The organism is Paenibacillus ginsengihumi DSM 21568, from assembly GCF_000380965.1.
In the GTDB taxonomy this organism is placed as follows: domain Bacteria; phylum Bacillota; class Bacilli; order Paenibacillales; family NBRC-103111; genus Paenibacillus_G; species Paenibacillus_G ginsengihumi.
In genome coordinates, this window is record NZ_KB905599.1 from 1 (window position 1) to 17940 (window position 17940).

Annotated in this window: 16 protein-coding genes and 1 pseudogene; 12 read left to right on the plus strand and 5 right to left on the minus strand. The window is 55.7% G+C overall.

From position 1 onward, the window contains the following. Positions 1–451 precede the first annotated feature (451 nt). Complete coding sequence (locus F591_RS0120290; protein WP_019536449.1) at positions 452–832, minus strand: hypothetical protein; 381 nt, start codon at positions 830–832, stop codon at positions 452–454. Between the two features lie 643 nt (positions 833–1475). Here F591_RS0120290 and F591_RS0120300 point away from each other — a divergent pair. From F591_RS0120300 to F591_RS30685, 6 genes and pseudogenes are all read left to right on the plus strand, one after another. Continuing rightward, positions 1476–3155: a spore germination protein gene (locus F591_RS0120300; RefSeq protein ID WP_019536452.1), complete on the plus strand. Its 1680-nt coding sequence runs from the start codon at positions 1476–1478 to the stop codon at positions 3153–3155. A gap of 25 nt (positions 3156–3180) precedes the next feature. Next, positions 3181–4284 carry a GerAB/ArcD/ProY family transporter gene (locus F591_RS0120305; RefSeq protein ID WP_019536453.1) on the plus strand — a complete coding sequence of 368 codons (1104 nt, stop codon included), beginning with the start codon at positions 3181–3183 and terminating at the stop codon, positions 4282–4284. Continuing rightward, a complete protein-coding gene (locus F591_RS0120310; protein ID WP_019536454.1) occupies positions 4277–5467 on the plus strand; it encodes a Ger(x)C family spore germination protein in 1191 nt (396 codons plus the stop codon). Before F591_RS0120305 ends, F591_RS0120310 begins: the two co-directional genes overlap by 8 nt. 81 nt (positions 5468–5548) lie before the next feature. Further along, complete coding sequence (locus tag F591_RS0120315) at positions 5549–6121, plus strand: PadR family transcriptional regulator (protein ID WP_019536455.1); 573 nt, start codon at positions 5549–5551, stop codon at positions 6119–6121. Next, the gene (locus F591_RS0120320) at positions 6105–7157 is read left to right on the plus strand and encodes a BtrH N-terminal domain-containing protein (protein WP_019536456.1); all 1053 of its coding nucleotides are present in this window, start codon (positions 6105–6107) and stop codon (positions 7155–7157) included. The genes F591_RS0120315 and F591_RS0120320 overlap by 17 nt, the downstream gene beginning before the upstream one ends. Continuing rightward, positions 7079–7330: pseudogene (locus F591_RS30685) on the plus strand (alcohol dehydrogenase); the annotation flags it as partial. The gene F591_RS0120320 and the pseudogene F591_RS30685, both read left to right, overlap by 79 nt. Positions 7331–7435: 105 nt before the next feature. On the opposite strand, the gene F591_RS0120330 reads toward F591_RS30685, so the two are convergent. Then, the gene (locus F591_RS0120330; RefSeq protein ID WP_019536458.1) at positions 7436–8317 is read right to left on the minus strand and encodes a LysR family transcriptional regulator; all 882 of its coding nucleotides are present in this window, start codon (positions 8315–8317) and stop codon (positions 7436–7438) included. A 97-nt stretch (positions 8318–8414) separates the two neighbouring features. On the opposite strand from F591_RS0120330, the gene F591_RS0120335 reads away from it, so the two are divergent. After that, positions 8415–9554 (plus strand): MFS transporter, encoded by a 1140-nt coding sequence (locus tag F591_RS0120335; RefSeq protein WP_019536459.1) that lies wholly within the window; start codon positions 8415–8417, stop codon positions 9552–9554. Positions 9555–9784: 230 nt separating this feature from the next. On the opposite strand, the gene F591_RS33635 is transcribed toward F591_RS0120335, so the two are convergent. Both F591_RS33635 and F591_RS0120340 read right to left on the minus strand, forming a co-directional pair. Beyond that, positions 9785–9973 (minus strand): hypothetical protein, encoded by a 189-nt coding sequence (locus tag F591_RS33635; RefSeq protein ID WP_083935566.1) that lies wholly within the window; start codon positions 9971–9973, stop codon positions 9785–9787. A 679-nt stretch (positions 9974–10652) separates the two neighbouring features. Next, positions 10653–11531 (minus strand): LysR family transcriptional regulator, encoded by an 879-nt coding sequence (locus F591_RS0120340; protein WP_019536460.1) that lies wholly within the window; start codon positions 11529–11531, stop codon positions 10653–10655. A gap of 116 nt (positions 11532–11647) precedes the next feature. Between F591_RS0120340 and zwf the strand changes: the two genes are divergently transcribed. The 5 genes from zwf (at position 11648) to F591_RS0120365 (ending at position 17740) form a co-directional block, all read left to right on the plus strand. Further along, complete coding sequence (gene zwf, locus F591_RS0120345; protein WP_019536461.1) at positions 11648–13174, plus strand: glucose-6-phosphate dehydrogenase; 1527 nt, start codon at positions 11648–11650, stop codon at positions 13172–13174. Then, the gene (tkt, locus tag F591_RS0120350) at positions 13152–15146 is read left to right on the plus strand and encodes a transketolase (protein ID WP_019536462.1); all 1995 of its coding nucleotides are present in this window, start codon (positions 13152–13154) and stop codon (positions 15144–15146) included. The genes zwf and tkt overlap by 23 nt, the downstream gene beginning before the upstream one ends. 34 nt (positions 15147–15180) lie before the next feature. Next, entirely contained in the window at positions 15181–15846 is a 666-nt protein-coding gene (gene fsa, locus F591_RS0120355; RefSeq protein WP_019536463.1) for a fructose-6-phosphate aldolase, read from the plus strand. 188 nt (positions 15847–16034) lie between these two features. Then, complete coding sequence (locus F591_RS0120360; protein WP_019536464.1) at positions 16035–16742, plus strand: response regulator transcription factor; 708 nt, start codon at positions 16035–16037, stop codon at positions 16740–16742. Further along, complete coding sequence (locus tag F591_RS0120365) at positions 16739–17740, plus strand: sensor histidine kinase (RefSeq protein ID WP_019536465.1); 1002 nt, start codon at positions 16739–16741, stop codon at positions 17738–17740. The genes F591_RS0120360 and F591_RS0120365 overlap by 4 nt, the downstream gene beginning before the upstream one ends. Here the strand turns inward: F591_RS0120365 and F591_RS31635 are convergent. Further along, positions 17727–17891, minus strand: coding sequence for a hypothetical protein (locus F591_RS31635; protein WP_019536466.1), 165 nt, complete (start codon positions 17889–17891; stop codon positions 17727–17729). The two genes, F591_RS0120365 and F591_RS31635, sit on opposite strands and share 14 nt — an antisense overlap. Positions 17892–17940 lie beyond the last annotated feature (49 nt).

Below are 17940 nucleotides of genomic sequence, written 5' to 3' on the forward strand. Positions count from 1 at the left end.
TTCGCGATATCTCTGTATTATCTGGCTATTACTATCGTGTTAAGGCCTACCATTGGATACGGAAAGATAACACCACCGAATCCGGATATCGCTATTCATCTTCATACCTGATTCCAGAATGATCAATAAAGAAACGAATTTCTGTTCGTTGCTCTTCATTAACATATAATGGTCTCAAATAAGTACAATAACTTTGCAGGATACTTACTGTTTACGGAGTGCAGGTTAATAATGGTGTGCCCGACGTTTTGGGTTAATCCCCCCTTGTACTTGGATGCATTCATTTAAACAAAATCGAGGCAATTTTAAAAAAAAAGGTATATTTTCGCTACTAGACTAAATTAGTTTCATAAAAATCACTTCAGCATGAATATCCCTCCGATTCTTTGAGACTCGACTTTCCCGGGCCTTTGGAACAGAGAAACGATCTCTGAAGCTGCTTATCGCTTGCTTATGCGTGTGCATTGTTTTTGGTTTGGTCCATGATCAAGGCGACTAACGAAAACAAAATGAATGTAGAGAAACTTGCCAAAATAATGATGTCTCTGAGGAAGAACCAAGCGGTTAGAATGAGCACTATGCCTAAGATATTGAAGGTCAGCAATCGTACACCTAGACTTCTGATTTTCTGGCCGAGCGCAAAATTTCCAAAACTGACGATAAGGCTGAACGCATACAAGACAAGAAAGTAAACCATAAATGGGATAAACCACCCGAAGCCAAAGAATGAGTTGTTTATAAAAATTTCTGCTCCAATCGCAGCTAAAACGGCAGAAATCACTGCAGATATAATAGAAGCATTAAGGATTAATTCTTTTTGTAACTTTTGCATATTGGTCATACTCCTAATTCTTACTTCTGAGGAAGTAATTTTAATTGCTTTAAGGATAGTTTAACCAAGAAATGCGCTGGCAAGCAAGTGGATGTTTGATGAATTACCCGAACCAGTCAATGCCGTAAACACGTATCATGTTTCCAATACAACGGTTTGAGGTTGGCGAACCATCATAGCGGACACGGCAAAAACCGAATCACATTTCGGTTTATCAACATTACGTGAATTGCTGCGAGGCATTAGGGATTCCCGGCATCGTCGATGCGCTGGATCGGATGATTGTCGTGGATTATCTGATTGCCAACGAGGACATCTAGCGACCATATATAAGGTTGAGAGGTCCCGTAAGCCTGTTGCCGGTTCAGGGCAACAGGCTTTTCTTTTGTCAAGGTGCCCGCAGAGGATGGCTGGCTTGCCCCAATGCCTCCCCGATGGTTTCTTCCGCAACCTGTCCTTCGCATTCTCCTGGAAAGCTACGGCATTCTATTACCAACTTTTTGACAATGCAATCCAGAATATGGCGTGTACGGCAAGGGAATATTAACATCTGAGTAAAAAATATTTCTTTCTACCGCACTGATCCTAATTGCTGTAATCCGCCAAATGACGATGGTGCTATCATCCCAGGGAGATGGTTCCTGTGTGGACTCCTATCTTATCTTATATCCCCGAATGGCCGGTCTTCGTGCAGGCGGGGGTCACCTTGCTGGTCCCGATCATCATCTGCTCCCTGCACCGCTGGTTCCGCTCGCTATTAACGGATAAGCACAGACCTTCCGCCAACGAGAGCGGAGCGGCGGCCGCGGCCGCTTCGCCGACATCCATGCCAAGCTCCGGCCTGTTATTGTCCGGAGATTATGAGCAGGACCTCGGCTTTGTTAAACAAGCCATTGGCGGCAACGGGGATGTCCATATCCGGGAATATGAGACGACGGCCTTCGGGCTCCGGGCGGCGCTGATCTATATTGAAGGAATGCAGAAAGGGCGGATTATCGATACCCATGTGATGCGGGTTCTAATGACCGGTTCCGTTCAAGATGCGGAGCAGGAAGCGGAGCGCCCTTCTTCCGGGGAGCTTGCCTCCTATTTTAAGGAAAAAATATTGCCGGTCAGCGAAATTTCCGAAGTCAGCGAGATTCGCCAGCTGAGCGAATTGATCTTGACAGGATATACGGGCTTGCTGGTGGAGGGCATGCCTCATGCCTTGCTTGTCGGCACGCCCCAGGGGAAAACGAGAACGATTACCGAGCCCACCTCGGAGTCGCTGCTGCGCGGGCCAAGGCTGGGATTTACGGAGGTGCTCAGCGACAACACGTCGCTGCTGCGGCGTCAGGGGCGCACGACAGAGCTGGAAATCAAAAAATACGTTGTCGGCAACCTCGTAAAAAAAGATCTGGCGATCGCTTACATGAAAAATATGGTGAATCCCGATTTGCTGCGGGAAGTGGAGAAGCGAATCGCCAAAATCGATTTGGACTATATCGCCGAGTCCGGTTATGTGGAGCAACTGATCGAAGATGATATGTTAAGCCCTTTTCAACAGGCGCAAAATACGGAGCGGCCGGACCGGGTCATGAACGCTTTGATGGAGGGGAGAATCGCCATTCTTCTGGACGGGACGCCGTATGCGCTGATTGTGCCGGTAACCTTCAGTATGCTGCTGCAGTCTCCGGAAGATTATTACGAACGGTGGATGGCAGGCTCCCTGCTGCGCTTGCTGCGTTTTATAGCCGCTTTTATGTCGTTGATGGTTCCGTCCCTGTATATTTCGTTCATATCTTTTCACCCCGGGCTCATTCCGACCGAATTGGCCATCACGATTATTGAGACTCGCAAGCGGGTTCCCTTTCCTTCGCTCATCGAAATTTTGATCCTGGAAGTATCGATTGAAATTTTGCGGGAAGCGGGAGTCCGGTTGCCCCGCCCGATCGGCTCCGCGATGGGCATCGTCGGCGGTCTGATCATCGGGGAGGCATCCGTCCAAGCGGGCATCGTCAGTCCTTTCCTGGTGATTGTCGTTTCGGTCACCGCCATCGCCTCCTTTTCCATTCCGATGTACAGTGCCGGGATTACCTTGCGGATGCTTCGGTTTATCGGGATGTTTTTCGCCGCTGTGCTGGGGATATTCGGAACGGTATTGTTCTTCCTGCTCATTTGCTGCCACTTGACCAGGCTGGAAAGCTTCGGGGTGCCTTATGTCTCCCCCGTCTCGCCAATCCGCCTGCGGGACTGGAAAGATTTGTTCATCCGTGCCCCTCTGACGCTGATGAAGCGCAGGCCGGCGATGCTAAAAACGATCCGCGACCGACGCAGACCCTGAACGGGTGAATGAGGAGGAACTTGAAGTGTTTACACGCACTGACGACAAGATTACGACGGCGCAAGGGGTCATCATATTGGCTGACAGCATTCTGGGAGCAGGCATTCTGACATTGCCCAGAGACGCTACGGAGCAAGTGCAGACTCCGGATGCCTGGTTATCCGTTCTGCTGGTCAGCCTGATTATGCTGCTGGTGGTATGGATCATGGTAACATTGTGCCAGCAATATCCCGGGAGTACGGTTTTTGATTTTTCCCGGAAAATCGTTGGCGCCGTGGCGGGCAAGCTGTTATCTCTCGTGCTGATCATATACTTTCTGCTGATCGCTTGCTTCGAGCTTCGCGTATTGGCGGAGGTAGCCTTATTTTACTTGTTGGAAAGCACCCCCATGTGGGCCATTGTCATCCCCTTTATTTGGACAGCAGCTTACTTGATTTCGGGTGGAATCAACTGCATCGCCAGATTGTTTCAGATTATTTTCCCCGCGAGCTTGCTGATTTTGCTGTTAAGTCTGTTTCTTAGCTTAAGGCTGTTTGATATAGACCATTTGCGTCCTATTCTCGGCGAAGGGCTGCCTCCTGTGATCAAGGGCTTGAAAGCGACGCTGTTAAGCTTTGCGGGGTTCGAGATTGTGTTCATTCTGGTGGGATTTCTTCAGAATCCCGGTAAAGCTGTCAACATGGCGTTAGCCGGGATGAGCATTCCGATTACGCTGTATCTGGGCGCAATGGTCTTTGTCGTCGGCGGCTTGTCGACCAGCGCCGTGTTAAGAAGCACCTGGCCCATGCTCGATCTTTTGCGAAGCTTTGAATTTATCGGCGTATTTTTTGAACGGTTTGAATTTCCGTTTCTGGTCATTTGGATGATGCAGATGTTCTGCAATTTCACCAGCAACTTTTATGCCGCGACGCTCGGGATATCGAGAACGATTTCGACGAAGCTGCCGGTTATCCTGTTTTCCCTGATGCCGATCATCTTTATTTGCGCGATGCTGCCGAAAAGCATCGATGATTTGTTTATTGTGGGGGAAGCCGTCGGCATCTGCAGCATCGCCGTGTTCGTGATCGTGACGGTACCTTTATCGCTGATTTACATTATCCGGAAGAAAGGACTAAAGCAGCATGCTTAAAAGCCGCATAATGCCCGTGTTTCTTGCCGCAGGGCTGCTAGTGACCCAAACAGGCTGCTGGAACAGCAGGGAAATTGAAGACTTGAGCATGTATGTCGGAGTCGCTTTGGACGAGGGAAAGCCGACGGTTATCGAACAGGAGCTGGAGGAACAAGGGGGAAGCTATCCGAAACGGAACCTGATTTCCGCGACGGTCCAGATCGTGCCGATGAACACGGCCGCCGATAAACAGCAGGCCGATAAAGGGCAGGGCACCGAATATTTGAATACGACAGAAACAGGGGACTCGCTCTTCGAAATTATGCGGCAGTATGCCATTCGCCGGGAGCACTCGGTGATCGGCCACCATCTGAAGGTGATCGTGATATCCAGAGCGCTGGCCCAACGGCAAAGTGTAGACAAGCTGCTTGACTTTGCCCTGAGGGACAACGATATTCGTCCCAGCTGCCTCGTGCTGTTGAGCAAAGGGATGGCGAGGGAGACGCTGACCTCCAAGAGGGCGGATCAAATTCCCGCTTTTAAGCTCAGGGATATGCTGCGCGGCCGCTTTCGCAACAACAGAATCATGGAGTCCGTTAATCTGATCAAGCTGAATGGTTGGCTGGGCACGAAACAGAGCTTTATTTTGCAGGAGGTCGCTGCGGCAGGCGGAGAAACGGAATTTTCCGGAGCGGGCATTATTAAAGGGGAGACGGGCAAATGGATCGGTTCGCTGAGCCAAATGGACGTAAGCAATATTTCATGGATCAAAGGAGATGTTCAGGGAGGGCTCATCAAATCTTACGATTGGAGAAACGAACCGATTACGTATGAAGTAAAATCCGCTAACAGCAAAATTACTTCGAAGCTTAAAGATGACCGGCTTTCGTTTCGCGTTAGCATCGAATCGGAGGGGCGATTGATTGAAAACTGGGATTCTAAGGAAGATCCCTCCAAGTCCGAATATCAGGAGAAAGTCACGAAAATTTTTGAAAAAAGGTTATTGCAAATGCTGGAGACGACGATGCGAAAAATGCAGTCGACTTACAAAGTAGATGTTGCCGGCTTTGGAGATCGTTTGCGTATTGAACGCCCCAAATATTGGAAAAAGGTAAAAGACCGCTGGGACGATGTTTTCAGCCAAACGCCAGTGAGCTTTGATATTAAATTTACCATAACGGATATCGGTTCCTCCACGCAATAAATTTATCAAGGCTTGAATTTTTATTTCACCAGTGTTATATTGCATACGTGAAATAATAAAAATGAGATAAGAGGTCCCGGCATGCACTCCATTTCGAATGTCGAATTCATGCTGCTGCAGATGATTGCGGAATGCCGTCAAGCTTCGGGGTACGATATTAAGAAGTTAGTCGATCAGCGAGGCTACCTTGAATGGGCGAATATCGGCACGACATCGATCTACGCGGGACTGAAGAAGCTGAGCGAAAAAGGCTGGATCATCTCCGAGGAAGCCGGCATGAAATTCGGCAAAGGACCGGTGCCGGTCCGCTTCGCTCTCACCGAAGCCGGCATGGCCCGGCTGAAATACGAAATTCTAGGCAGTCTGTCGTCGTCGCGGGAGCGCGACCATCGCTTCGATCTCGGCTTGGCCGCTTTGCCTTTGATCGGGAAGGAGGAGGCCGCAGCGGCTTTGCGGAAACGGTTGGATTTTCTTCAGGAGGCTTCCGCAACAATAAGGCAGAAGTACGAAGCGCAAGGCGGCGTGCGCTTGCCTCTGAACGTAAGGGCGCTGTTCTTGCATCCGCTCAGCCTGATTGAAAGCGAACGAGCGTTTGTTTCCGGTCTAATGAACGAATTGCTGGAGGAGACAGGGGAAGATGGCCATCATCATTGAAAATTTCGTTCCTTACCAAGGCGAGCATTGCGAGACGACCGCTATGGGCAATTTGCTGCAATTTGCAGGAGTCCGGCTGTCGGAACCGATGCTGTTCGGACTTGGGCAAGGGCTCGGATTCATTTATTGGGATTCGAAGCAAATGGACTTTCCGTTCATCGGAGGCCGGGTGAAGCCGGATGTATTGACGGCCAACCTCATAGGCAGGCTCGGTTTGACCGTGAGCGTTCAAGAAACGTCGTCCGTGGACAAAGCGTGGCGGAACGCACGGAGCTGCATCGAACAGGGCGTTCCGGTAGGGCTGAAATTGGATTCCTATTACCTGGACTATTTCACAAGCAAAGTGCATTTTGCCGCTCATTATGCGGTCCTGTACGGCCTGGACGACGAATACGCCTACATGGCCGATACCAGGCAACAGGGCGGTCCGGTGAAGACGCGTTTGACCAGCTTGGCCGCGGCCAGAAACGCCAAGGGCCCCATGAGTTCCCGGAATCGTTCCTTTACGCTCGAGCCAATCGTCGCCCTGCCGCCGCTCGCTCCCGCGATGCGCGCGGCCTTGACCAAGAATGCGCACGACTATTTGAACCCGCCCATTCGCAATATCGGGTATAAAGGGATTGTCAAGATGAGCAGCGAAATCTTGAAATGGCCTTCCCGCAGCAGCAATATCGAGCATGACCTGTGCCTGACCGCCCTGCTGATGGAGCGGGCGGGCACCGGCGGCGCTTTGTTTCGGAATTTGTATCGGGATTTCTTGAAAGAATGCGCCCACGCTCTGCAAGACCCGGACATCGAACAAGCCTGCCGCTTGTTTACGGAAATCGCTCCAATGTGGGTCAGCGTCTCATCTTCGATCGACCGCGCGGGAAGAACAGGCGACTACCGGGAGCTGCAGCAGGCATCGCAGCTTTTGCTCGAGATTGCGGATAAGGAACGCGCCGCCATGGAGCTGTTATTGGCGCGCCGGCGGAGCCGTTGTCCGTTCATGTCATGTCTCTTATCGGACATCGCCGGTCGTTCGCCGGATCGATGATCGGCGGCATTCGCGAAACGCAGGAAATGCTTGACTTTTGCGCTGAACACCGCATTGCTCCCGAGATCGAGCTGATTTCCGCCAACCAGATTGACGAAGCCTGGGAGCGCGTACTCGCTTCGGATGTCCGGTATCGTTTTGTGATCGATATCAGCACGATGGGGAATGAATAACGATAGCAAAACAGCAGGGGCACGCCTATAACGGTGTGCCTCTTGACTTGCATATAGGCGTCCAGCAGGGAAAATAGGCCCGGAGCGATCCGCTGTGCCGGGGATCTAGCGCTTTTCCGCCCCGATCGCAGTGCCGGCTGCCGCAAGAAAAGCTTTTACAGCAGGGGAAGCGGCGGAAAGCGAGGGACAAGCCAAAGCGATGGTTCGCGAGTGCTCCACATCCAAACGCCTCGTCTGCAGGTTGGACTGCGATTTCAAAAACAAAGCAGGGCCTATGGTCACGCCGAGTCCTTCCTGAACCATATGGGCGATCGTGTTGCAATCCTTCACTTCAAAACGGATATTAGGAGCGACCTTCGCCTGCCGAAATATCTCCTGGACATGGGCCTGGTACATCCCCGTCGGCAGAATAAACGGTTCATCCTGCAGAGCCCGAACCGGAACGACGTCTTCCTGGCCAAATGGGTGGTTCTCGGAAAATGCCACAACCATCTCATCCTTCACCAGAGGAACCCAATCGAAGGCGGACTTCGCGTCAGGCTGCACGACAAAACCGAGGTCGATGACGCCGGTTGTTAGCCACTCGCTAATCTCCTCATACGTTCCCTCATAAAAGCGGAATTCGATCTTGGGATGCTTCTTTTGAAACTTGGCCAAAATTTTGGGCAGCACGCAAGCCGAAGCGCTGGCAAATGTCCCGATGCGGATCTTGCCGACCTCTAACTGGGACGCCAAAGCGAGCTCCTGCTGGATGATCTCCATTCGGTTCAAAATTTCCCGTATGTGAACAATCGTTTTTTGCCCCACTTCCGTAAGCGATATCCCCTTCTTCCGATCGCGAACGAGCAGCGCCTGCCCCCACTCGGATTCGAGGCTTGCAATTGCATGGCTGACGGCCGATTGCGTCATATTCAACTGCTCGGCAGCTTTGGTGAAGCTCTCCAGCTCGGCAACCTTGGCGAACACTTCAAAACGAGCTATTGTCATAAGTATTTGCTCATCTCCATAATGAAAAAGATCAATTTTACTAATCATAACACGCTGTTTAAAATGAAGGCAATAACAGGAGAGGAGGGGAGAGTGCATGAATCGCTTGGCGATTTATTTGCTGGCATTGGGGGCGTTCGTAACCGGGACGGCCGAGTTTGTGGTGTCCGGCATTTTGGAGCTGGTCGCAGACGATCTGAACGTATCGATTGCGGCGGCCGGTCAACTGGTCACGTTTTATTCGCTGTCTTATGCGTGCGGGGCCCTTTTTCTGGTCATGCTGACTGCCAAATTGGAACGCAAACAAGTGATGTTATATGCCATGCTTGCTTTTATAGCAGGCAACCTGATCGCATTCGCGAGTCATCATTATAGCCTGCTGATGGCTTCCCGCATCGTGCTGGCGATGAGCAGCGGATTGTATACCGTGATTGCCACGCACTATGCGGCCAGGCTGGCGCAGCCTGACAGACGGGGCAACGCAATCGCTGTCGTGATGACCGGCTTTTCGGTATCTTTGGTGCTGGGGGTGCCGTTTGGGACGCTGATGGCCGCTTATATGGATTGGCGCTACCTTTATTTGATCATCGCTGCGGTAACGCTGATCAACCTCCTGCTGCTGTATCGATTCATACCGAAGCTGGAGGGAGCCGAGCCTACGCCACTCAGGCAGCAATGGCAGTCGCTGCGGGACAAGCCTTTGATCGCTGGCCTGCTGATTACGGTGTTCTGGATTCTCGGCTACACGATGGTATTCGCTTATATCGGTCCGTTTTTGACCCGGCTGGCCCACTTTTCGATAGAAATGATCAGTACGGCGTTGTTCGTTCTGGGCGTGTTTGCCTTTATCGGGGCGCGGCTGGGCGGATTTGCGGTGGACAAATGGGGGCACACCCGCACGATTGCCGTCGGCCTGCTCGTGCATGCAGCGGCCTTGATGGCTTTCACGGCAGCAGCGGGGTCTACGATCGGCGTTTTCGTCGTCTTGATGATCTGGGGGGCTGCGGCGTGGACGACTACGCCTGCCAATCAGTTTTATTTGATCTCCTTGAAACCTCGGTCCTCGGAAGTTGTGCTTAGCTTTAATACGGCCTTGATGAATATCGGCATGACTTTGGGGGCGGGACTGGGAGGCGTGGCGATCAACGCTGTATCTGTGCTGCATTTGGGCTGGATGAGCGGAATCGTTGTGCTGGTTGCTTTGGCCGCTGCCGTTTATTCATTTGCTTCGCGATAACCCGCTCTGGCGAGCGCATCTGCAGGCTGCGGTGGCGGTCGGTCGCCTCTCGTGCTGCAGAACTGATATCGCTTTGCCCGATATAGCCTTCCTCGTCATAGCCTTCCTCGTCGCTGCCGAGGCCGGCCATTAAGTCGTCGGATCTGGCATTTGAACGCTGGCGAGCAGCCTTATTCCGCATGCTTGGCTACCAAAATCAGCGTTTCCGGCACCATAGCGCTGCGGGGCCATCAGATGAGGCGAAAGGGCTGCGCCCCCCCCCCCTCCCCCGGGCTAGTCTGCAAATGTTGTATTTTGTACAACAAAAACGGGGGGATACACCGTATTAGCGGCTCAATGTTGCACAACGTGCAACATTTTGGGCGATGTTCCCGGGTTTGAAGCCCATCTCGCCCAAATTGTTGCACTAAATACAACATTCCCCTTCCTCTTGCCCAAAAGTTAAGAAAAATGTTGTATTTTTTGCAGGATTCATCGCCTCCTGTGCCCGGTGCGACCGGGGAGAGGCCGCGCTAACGCGCAGCACGCCCGCCGGGCGCGGGGCTCGCAACGCCTGCGCGGCGGAGCATGCCCGCCGGGCGCGGGCTCGCAACGCCTGCGCGGAGCACGCCCGCCGGGCGCGGGCTCGCAACGCCTGCGCGGCGGAGCACGCCCGCCGGGCGCGGGGCTCGCAACGCCTGCGCGGAGCACGCCCGCCGGGCGCGGGGCTCGCAACGCCTGCGCAGAGCACGCCCGCCGGGCGCGGGCTCGCAACGCCTGCGCAGAGCACGCCCGCCGGGCGCGGGCTCGCAACGCCTGCGCAGAGCACGCCCGCCGGGCGCGGGGCTCGCAACGCCTGCGCGGCGGAGCATGCCCGCCGGGCGCGGGCTCGCAACGCCTGCGCGGAGCACGCCCGCTGGGCGCGGGCTCGCAACGCCTGCGCGGAGCATGCCCGCCGGGCGCGGGCTCGCAACGCCTGCGCGGAGCATGCCCGCCGGGCGCGGGGCTCGCAACGCCTGCGCAGAGCACGCCCGCCGGGCGCGGGGCTCGCAACGCCTGCGCGGAGCATGCCCGCTGGGCGCGGGGCTCGCAACGCCTGCGCAGAGCACGCCCGCGGCGTCACCCGACCAGCCGGACGAACGCCTGGGCCGCGCTGGACAGCGGCATGCTGCGCTTCGTCAAAATCCCCACTTGCGAAGGCGGGAGCGGCACGTTCAAGCGAACCTCGAACAAGGCGCCTTCCTCCAGCTCCTTCGAGACGAATTCCCTGGTGACATAAGAGATGCCAAGCCCTCTCTTGGCAAATTCGATGAGCAGATCGACGCTCCCGACTTCGATCTCCGGCCTGATCGAGAAGCCGTAGCTGTGGAACAGCTCGGTGATCGTCATCCGGGCCCGGCTGTTGCGGGAAAACAGAATGATCGGATGCTGCAGCAGCTCTTCGAGCGACAGCACGGCGTCTTTCAGCTCGGCGTAACGCGCCCCGGCGACGAAGCAATCCTGCAGCTGAAAGCTTTCCTTCACCTCCAGCTGCGGATCGATGATCGGCATGCGGACGACCCCCAGATCTATCCGCCCTTCCTTCAAAAACGTGATGACCTCCGGCGTCGTTCCGTGATGCAAATGCAGCTTGACGCCGGGATGATGCTCGTGAAAGTGCTCCAGATACGGCAGCAAATAATGCTTGAACAGCGAATCGCTGCCGCCGATGCGCAGCTCGCCGCTTTCGAGATTTTTGAGCGCGGCCATCTTTTCCTCCGCGAGCGTGATGAGAATATGCGACTGCTCGATGTAGGAGAACAGGACGGCGCCCTCCTGCGTCAGCTCGACGCCTCGGGCATTGCGGTAGAACAAGGCGACGCCGAAGCTTTCCTCCAGCTGCTTGACGGCATGGCTGACGCTCGGCTGCGTGAGGTACAGCGTTTTGGCCGCTTGCGACAGACTGCCGGTTTTGGCCGCCCAATAGAACACCTTGTACAGCTCGTAATTGTTACCCATAGACATGATCTATAGCTCCTGTGAAATATATTCATTACTTGTATGCCTGTGATTTGTATTATATTGAATTTACCAAAAAGAAACCAGGGTCAAGTTGGGTAGGGAGGGATCAGGAGATGGAACCGACTACTTTTGTCTTGTTCGGGGCGACCGGGGATTTGGCCAAGCGCAAAATTTACCCCGCCCTGTTTAACTTATATCTCGACGGCAGACTGCCGCAGCCGTTCTCCGTCGTCGGCCTCGGAAGAAGAGAGTGGACCGACGAGTTTTTCCAGAAAAATGTCGAGCTATCGCTGGAGCGGTTCTCCAGGCGCCAGGCGAGCGGCAAGGCGCGGCTGGAGCAGTTTCTGCAAGCGTTCAGGTACAGCGTGCTGGATATCGGCCGCGCGGAAGATTACAAGAAGCTGCTCGCGCTTGTCGAGCGGCGGGAAGCCGAGCTCGGCATGACGCCGAACCGCCTGTTCTATCTGTCCGTCGGCCCTGAATATTTCGAGACGATTGCCGCCAATATCCAAAGCAGCGGGCTCGGCTCGGCGAGCGGGTGGAAGCGGCTCGTCATCGAGAAGCCGTTCGGCCACGATCTGCAGTCGGCGCGGGAGCTGAACCGGAATTTGAGCCAATCGTTCTCGGAGGACGAAATTTACCGGATCGACCATTACCTCGGCAAGCCGGTCGTGCAGCAGCTGGAATCGCTGCAGCAGGCCAATCCGGTCATCCAGGCGCTGTGGAACAACCGCTATATTGCCAACGTGCAAATTACGGCGAACGAGTCGGTCGGCGTCGAGGAGCGGGCCGGATATTACGACCACGTCGGCGCCATTCGCGACATGTTCCAGAATCATATGCTGCAATTGCTCATGATGGCGGCGATCCACCTGCCGCACGGCAGCGGCTCGGACAAGGTGCGCTTCCAGAAGAAGCGGGTGATGGAGGCGCTGAAGCCGGTGCAAAAAGAAGACGTCGCCGCTCATCTGGTCCGCGGTCAGTATGCGGCGGGAAGCATCGGGGGCAAGCCGGTTCCCGCATATACAGCCGAGCCGGGCATTGCGCCGGATTCGATGAACGACACGTTCATTGCCGCCAGGCTGGAGATCGACAACAACGACTGGCGCGGCGTGCCCTTCTACATCCGCACGGGCAAGCGCCTGAAGGAGAAGTCGACGCGAATCGTCGTCGAGTTCAAGGAGCCGGTCAAGCAGGTCCGCAGCGCCAAGGCGGACGAACCGGCGCCGAATCTGCTCGTCATCGAGATCGGACCGAACGAGGCCATTACGCTGCAGCTCAATGCGAAGGAGCCCGGAGCGGGCCGAGGTTTCAAGCCGATTCAGATTGACCTGAAGGCAAGCGCGGCCGAATCGCCCGAAGCTTACGAAAATTTGATCCGCGACGCCTTGAACGGGGATTCGACCTTCTTCGCCCACTGGGACGAGGTCGAGCTGAGCTGGCAATGGGTACAGCCGGTGCTGGACGCCTTCGCCGACAACCTGGTGCCGCTGCATGCGTATCCGGCAGGCTCGTACGGACCGGCCGCAGCCGACGAGCTGCTGGCCAGAGACGGTTACCACTGGTGGTTTGACGACAAGCAAGAGAAAAAATCTGCAATGGATGAAGGAGAACGCTATGCCTACTACGCAAACTATTAATCAACTTGCGATCGATACGATCCGCACGCTGTCGATCGACGCCATCAACGCCGCCAATTCCGGCCATCCGGGATTGCCGATGGGCGCGGCCCCGATGGCTTACACCCTTTGGTCCGAGCATTTGAACCACAACCCGGCCAATGCCAAATGGTTCAACCGCGACCGGTTCGTCCTGTCGGCCGGACACGGCTCGGCTCTGCTGTACAGCCTGCTGCATCTGTTCGGGTACAAGGTATCGCTCGACGATTTGAAGCAGTTCCGCAAGCTGAACAGCGCCACCCCCGGCCATCCCGAGTACGGGCATACAGACGGCGTGGACGCCACGACAGGGCCGCTCGGGCAAGGGATTGCCATGGCGGTCGGCATGGCGATGGCCGAGGCGCATCTGGCCGCGAGGTTCAACCGGGACGGCTTCCCGGTCGTCGATCATTATACGTACGCGCTCGTCGGCGACGGCTGCCTGATGGAGGGCATATCGTATGAAGCGATGTCCATGGCCGGACATATGAAGCTCGGCAAATTGATCGTGCTCTACGATTCCAACGACATCTCGCTCGACGGCGAGCTGTCCTTAAGCTTTGGCGAAGATGTGCGCAAGCGGGCGGAGTCCGCGAACTGGCACTATCTGCGGGTGGAGGACGGCAACGACATCGCGGCCATCTCCGCGGCGATCGCGGCGGCCAAGCAGCATGCGGAGCAGCCGACGATCATCGAAATCCGCACGATCATCGGCTACGGCAGCAAGCTGGCGGGCACGAACAAGGTGCACGGCGCTCCGCTCGGCCGGGAGGAAGCGAAGGCGACCAAGGAAGCTTACGGCTGGCCCTATGAAGAGGAGTTCACGGTGCCTGACGAGGTCCGGGCGCATTTTGCCCGCCTGAAGGAGCAGGGGGCAGATAAGGAAGCGGAATGGAACCGCCTGTTCGACGCTTACGCTGCGCAATATCCTGCGGAGGGCAGCGAGCTTGCCGCGGCGATCGAGGGCACGGTGACGATCGATGCGGCCGATATTCTGACGTTCGATTCCGCCAAAAGCATCTCGACTCGCGTCGCGAGCGGAGAAGCGATCAACCATTTCGTGAAAAGCATTCCGTCCATCTTCGGCGGTAGCGCAGACTTGTCGCATTCGACGATGACGGATATCAAGGGAGAAGGCAAATACGCGATCGATTCCTATGCCGGACGCAACATCTACTTCGGCGTGCGCGAGCATGCGATGGGCGCAGCGGCCAACGGCATGGCTCTGCACGGCGGCGTCAAGCCGTTCGCCGGCACGTTCTTCGTGTTCAGCGACTATTTGCGCCCGTCCATTCGGCTTGCCGCGCTGCAGAAGCTGCCGGTCATCTATGTGTTCACCCACGACTCCATCGCTGTCGGGGAAGACGGGCCGACGCACGAGCCGGTCGAGCATCTGGCCGCGCTGCGCACGATCCCGGGGCTTACGGTTATTCGCCCGTCGGACGCCAACGAGACGGCGAGCGCCTGGGCTTATGCGCTGGAGCAGAAGGAAGGCCCGGTCGCGCTTATCCTGAGCAGACAGAACCTGCCGGTGTTCGAAGCGACCCGCGCCAACCGGGACGCCGTTGCAAAGGGAGGCTACGTGCTGGCAGAGACGGGCGGGCAGCCGGATATCATCCTGATCGCGACCGGATCGGAGGTGTCGCTGGCCGCAAGCGCCAAGGCGGAGCTCGAGAAGGACAACGTGTCGGTGCGCGTCGTGGCCATGCCGAGCCGGGAACTGTTCGAGCGGCAACCGGACGACTACAAGCAAAGCGTGCTCCCCGATTCCGTCACGAAGCGGGTCGTTATCGAAGCCGGCATCGCGCTCGGCTGGGACCGTTATGCGGGACCTTGCGGCACCGTGCTGTCGGTCGATACGTTCGGCGCCTCGGGGGCAGGCGGCGCCGTCATGGAATACTTCGGCTTCTCCGTCGACAATGTGGTTCGCCTGGCCAAAAATTTGCTAAAATAAGATTTGATCCCTAATCCATGGAGGTTGAATGGACATGAAGTTATTTATCGACACTGCCAATCTGGAAGACATTCGAAAAGCATATCGCATCGGCGTATTGTCCGGCGTTACGACGAATCCGTCGCTCGTTGCGAAGGAAGGAGTCAAATTCGAGGACCGGATCGCGGAAATTTTGCAGGCCGTGCCTGAGGTCGAATCGGTATCTGCCGAAGTTACGCCTGATGCGGTGACCGCGGAAGAAATGATCGCGCAAGCAAACGAGCTGATCAAGATCAATAATAACGACAAGAACATTACGATCAAGCTTCCGATGACGCTGGCCGGTCTGGAAGCGTGCCGATATTTGTCCAGGAAGGGCGTCAAAACGAACGTTACGCTGATCTTTACGGTCAACCAGGCGCTGTTGGCCGCGCGCGCCGGAGCGACATACGTATCTCCGTTCCTCGGCCGTCTGGACGACATTTCGGAAGACGGCGTGCAGCTCGTTACCCGAGTGGCTGAGCTGTTCCGCGTTCATAACCTGGACACGCAAATCATCGCCGCCTCCGTCCGTCATCCGGATCACGTGACCCGCGTGGCGCTGGCCGGCGCGCATATCGCTACGGTTCCTTTTAGCGTCATCGAGCAGCTCGTCAAGCATCCGCTTACGGATCAAGGGTTGGAGAAATTCGCGGCCGACTGGAAAAAAGCGATTCAATAAACATCAGGCGGCTGAAGCAAGCCAAGCGCAAGCGATGAACAAGCTCTTGAATTGTCCCTAGCGACGATTCAAGGGCTTTTTTGCATGGTTGCCGAGACGAGTCCGGCGAAGCGCGTGCGGCTTTGGCGGCAGTTGTGGACGTTTTTGCTTCTGTGCCATAATGATTTTGAGCGAAGGAGTTGAGCGACTTGCACAAAATCATGATTGTGGAAGACGACCCGAAAATTGCCGGACATCTGCAAGCGCATATCGAGAAATACGGGTACCAGGTGACCGCGGTGACCGATTTTGACCGCCTGATGGAGCATTTCCGCGAGCAGGCGCCGGACTTGGTGCTGCTCGATGTCAATCTGCCAAGCTATGACGGCTACTACTGGTGCAGACAGATCCGCAAGGAGTCGATCTGTCCGGTCATCTTCCTGTCCGCCAGAATCGGCGAGATGGATCAGGTGATGGCGCTTGAAAACGGCGGCGACGACTATATGACGAAGCCGTTCCATATCGAGGTCATTATGGCCAAGATCAGAAGCCAAATCCGCCGGGCCTACGGCGAATATGCCGCTCAGGTCGGGGAGCGGGTAGTCGAGACGGCGGGGCTTAGGCTGTACCCGGAGCGGTTGCTGCTTTCTTTCGGCGGCAAAACGGCCGCGTTATCCAGGAAAGAAGCGGATATTATGGAATTTTTGTTGAAGCGGTATCCGCGCGTTGCCGGGCGGGAAGATTTGCTGGAAAAGCTGTGGGACGAGCATACTTACGTGGATGAAAATACATTGAACGTCAATATGACCCGAGTCCGGAAGAAGCTCCAGGAGCTCGGCATCCACGATGCCGTGGAAACGGTGCGAGGCGTAGGCTACCGGCTCAGCGTCTCCTGGTCCGAGGAGGGCGAAGCATGAAGCTGTTTTGGCGGGAGCACGCTTTGCTCATCGGCGTACAGGCCGTGCAGTTTACAGTCATGCTCGCCATTTTCTGGCTGGACGGCTACCGCGCGACAGGACCGGCTTTGTATGCGGCTTTCCTCGGCTTTTTCTTTCTGGGCTGCTATTTGAGCTACATTTACTTAAGCCGTCGGCCGTTCTACGAGCGGCTCAGCCGGCCGCTGGAATCGCTGGACGATTCGCTGCGGCAAACCGCAGCAGGCCCGCTCTCCAGCGCACTGGATAGGCTGCTGCGCGACCAATACAAGCTGTACCAGCAGCGCATCAAATCGCTGGAGAACCAGCAGCGGCAGCATCTGACGTTCATGGAGCAATGGGTGCACCAGATGAAAACGCCGCTGTCGGTGATCGAGCTGACGGCGCAAGGCCTGGACGAGCCGGATTCCTCCAGCATTCGCGAGGAGATCGACCGGATGAAGACAGGGCTCAATACGATCCTGTACATGGCGCGGCTGCGCTCGATCGAGCGCGACTTTCACATCAAGCCGGTGTCGCTGTCCAAGATTGCAAGCGAAGTGAACGGCGAGCACAAGCGCTTTTACATCCGCAATCAAGTGTATCCCAAGCTGCAGGAAGAAAGACCCGGCATCACGGTGGAAAGCGACGAGAAATGGCTCGTATTCATCCTGACCCAGCTGATTCATAACGCCGTCAAATACTCGAGAGGCCGCAGCCGGCACATCGTCATCTCGATCTATGAGCGGGGGAGGGAGGCTGTGCTGGAAGTGAAGGACTTCGGCGTCGGGATTCCGGATGCGGACAAGCGGCGAATCTTCGACCCGTTCTTTACCGGCGAGAACGGCCGCGCGTTCAGGGAATCGACGGGGATGGGCTTATATTTGACGAAGGAGGCCGCCGAGCATCTCGGACATCGCATCGAGTTCGAATCGCAGGTATCCCGCGGAACGACGTTTCGCGTCATCTTCAGCGCCGCGCAAAACCTTACAGGCTTGTAAGCAAACTGAAAGCAAGATCGATAGCGCAGCCCGGGCCGGAAGCGGTATGCTGGTTCAGGAAGATCGCGGCATACCTGCATAAGTTGAACGCAAGCACGATCAGCGCGGCCTGGCCGCAGCGGGACATGCGCCGGGAAGAAGCATATGTCATGCGGCGCTCCGCGCGTAAAAACTAGGTTCGGCTTTCGCAGGCTATGCAA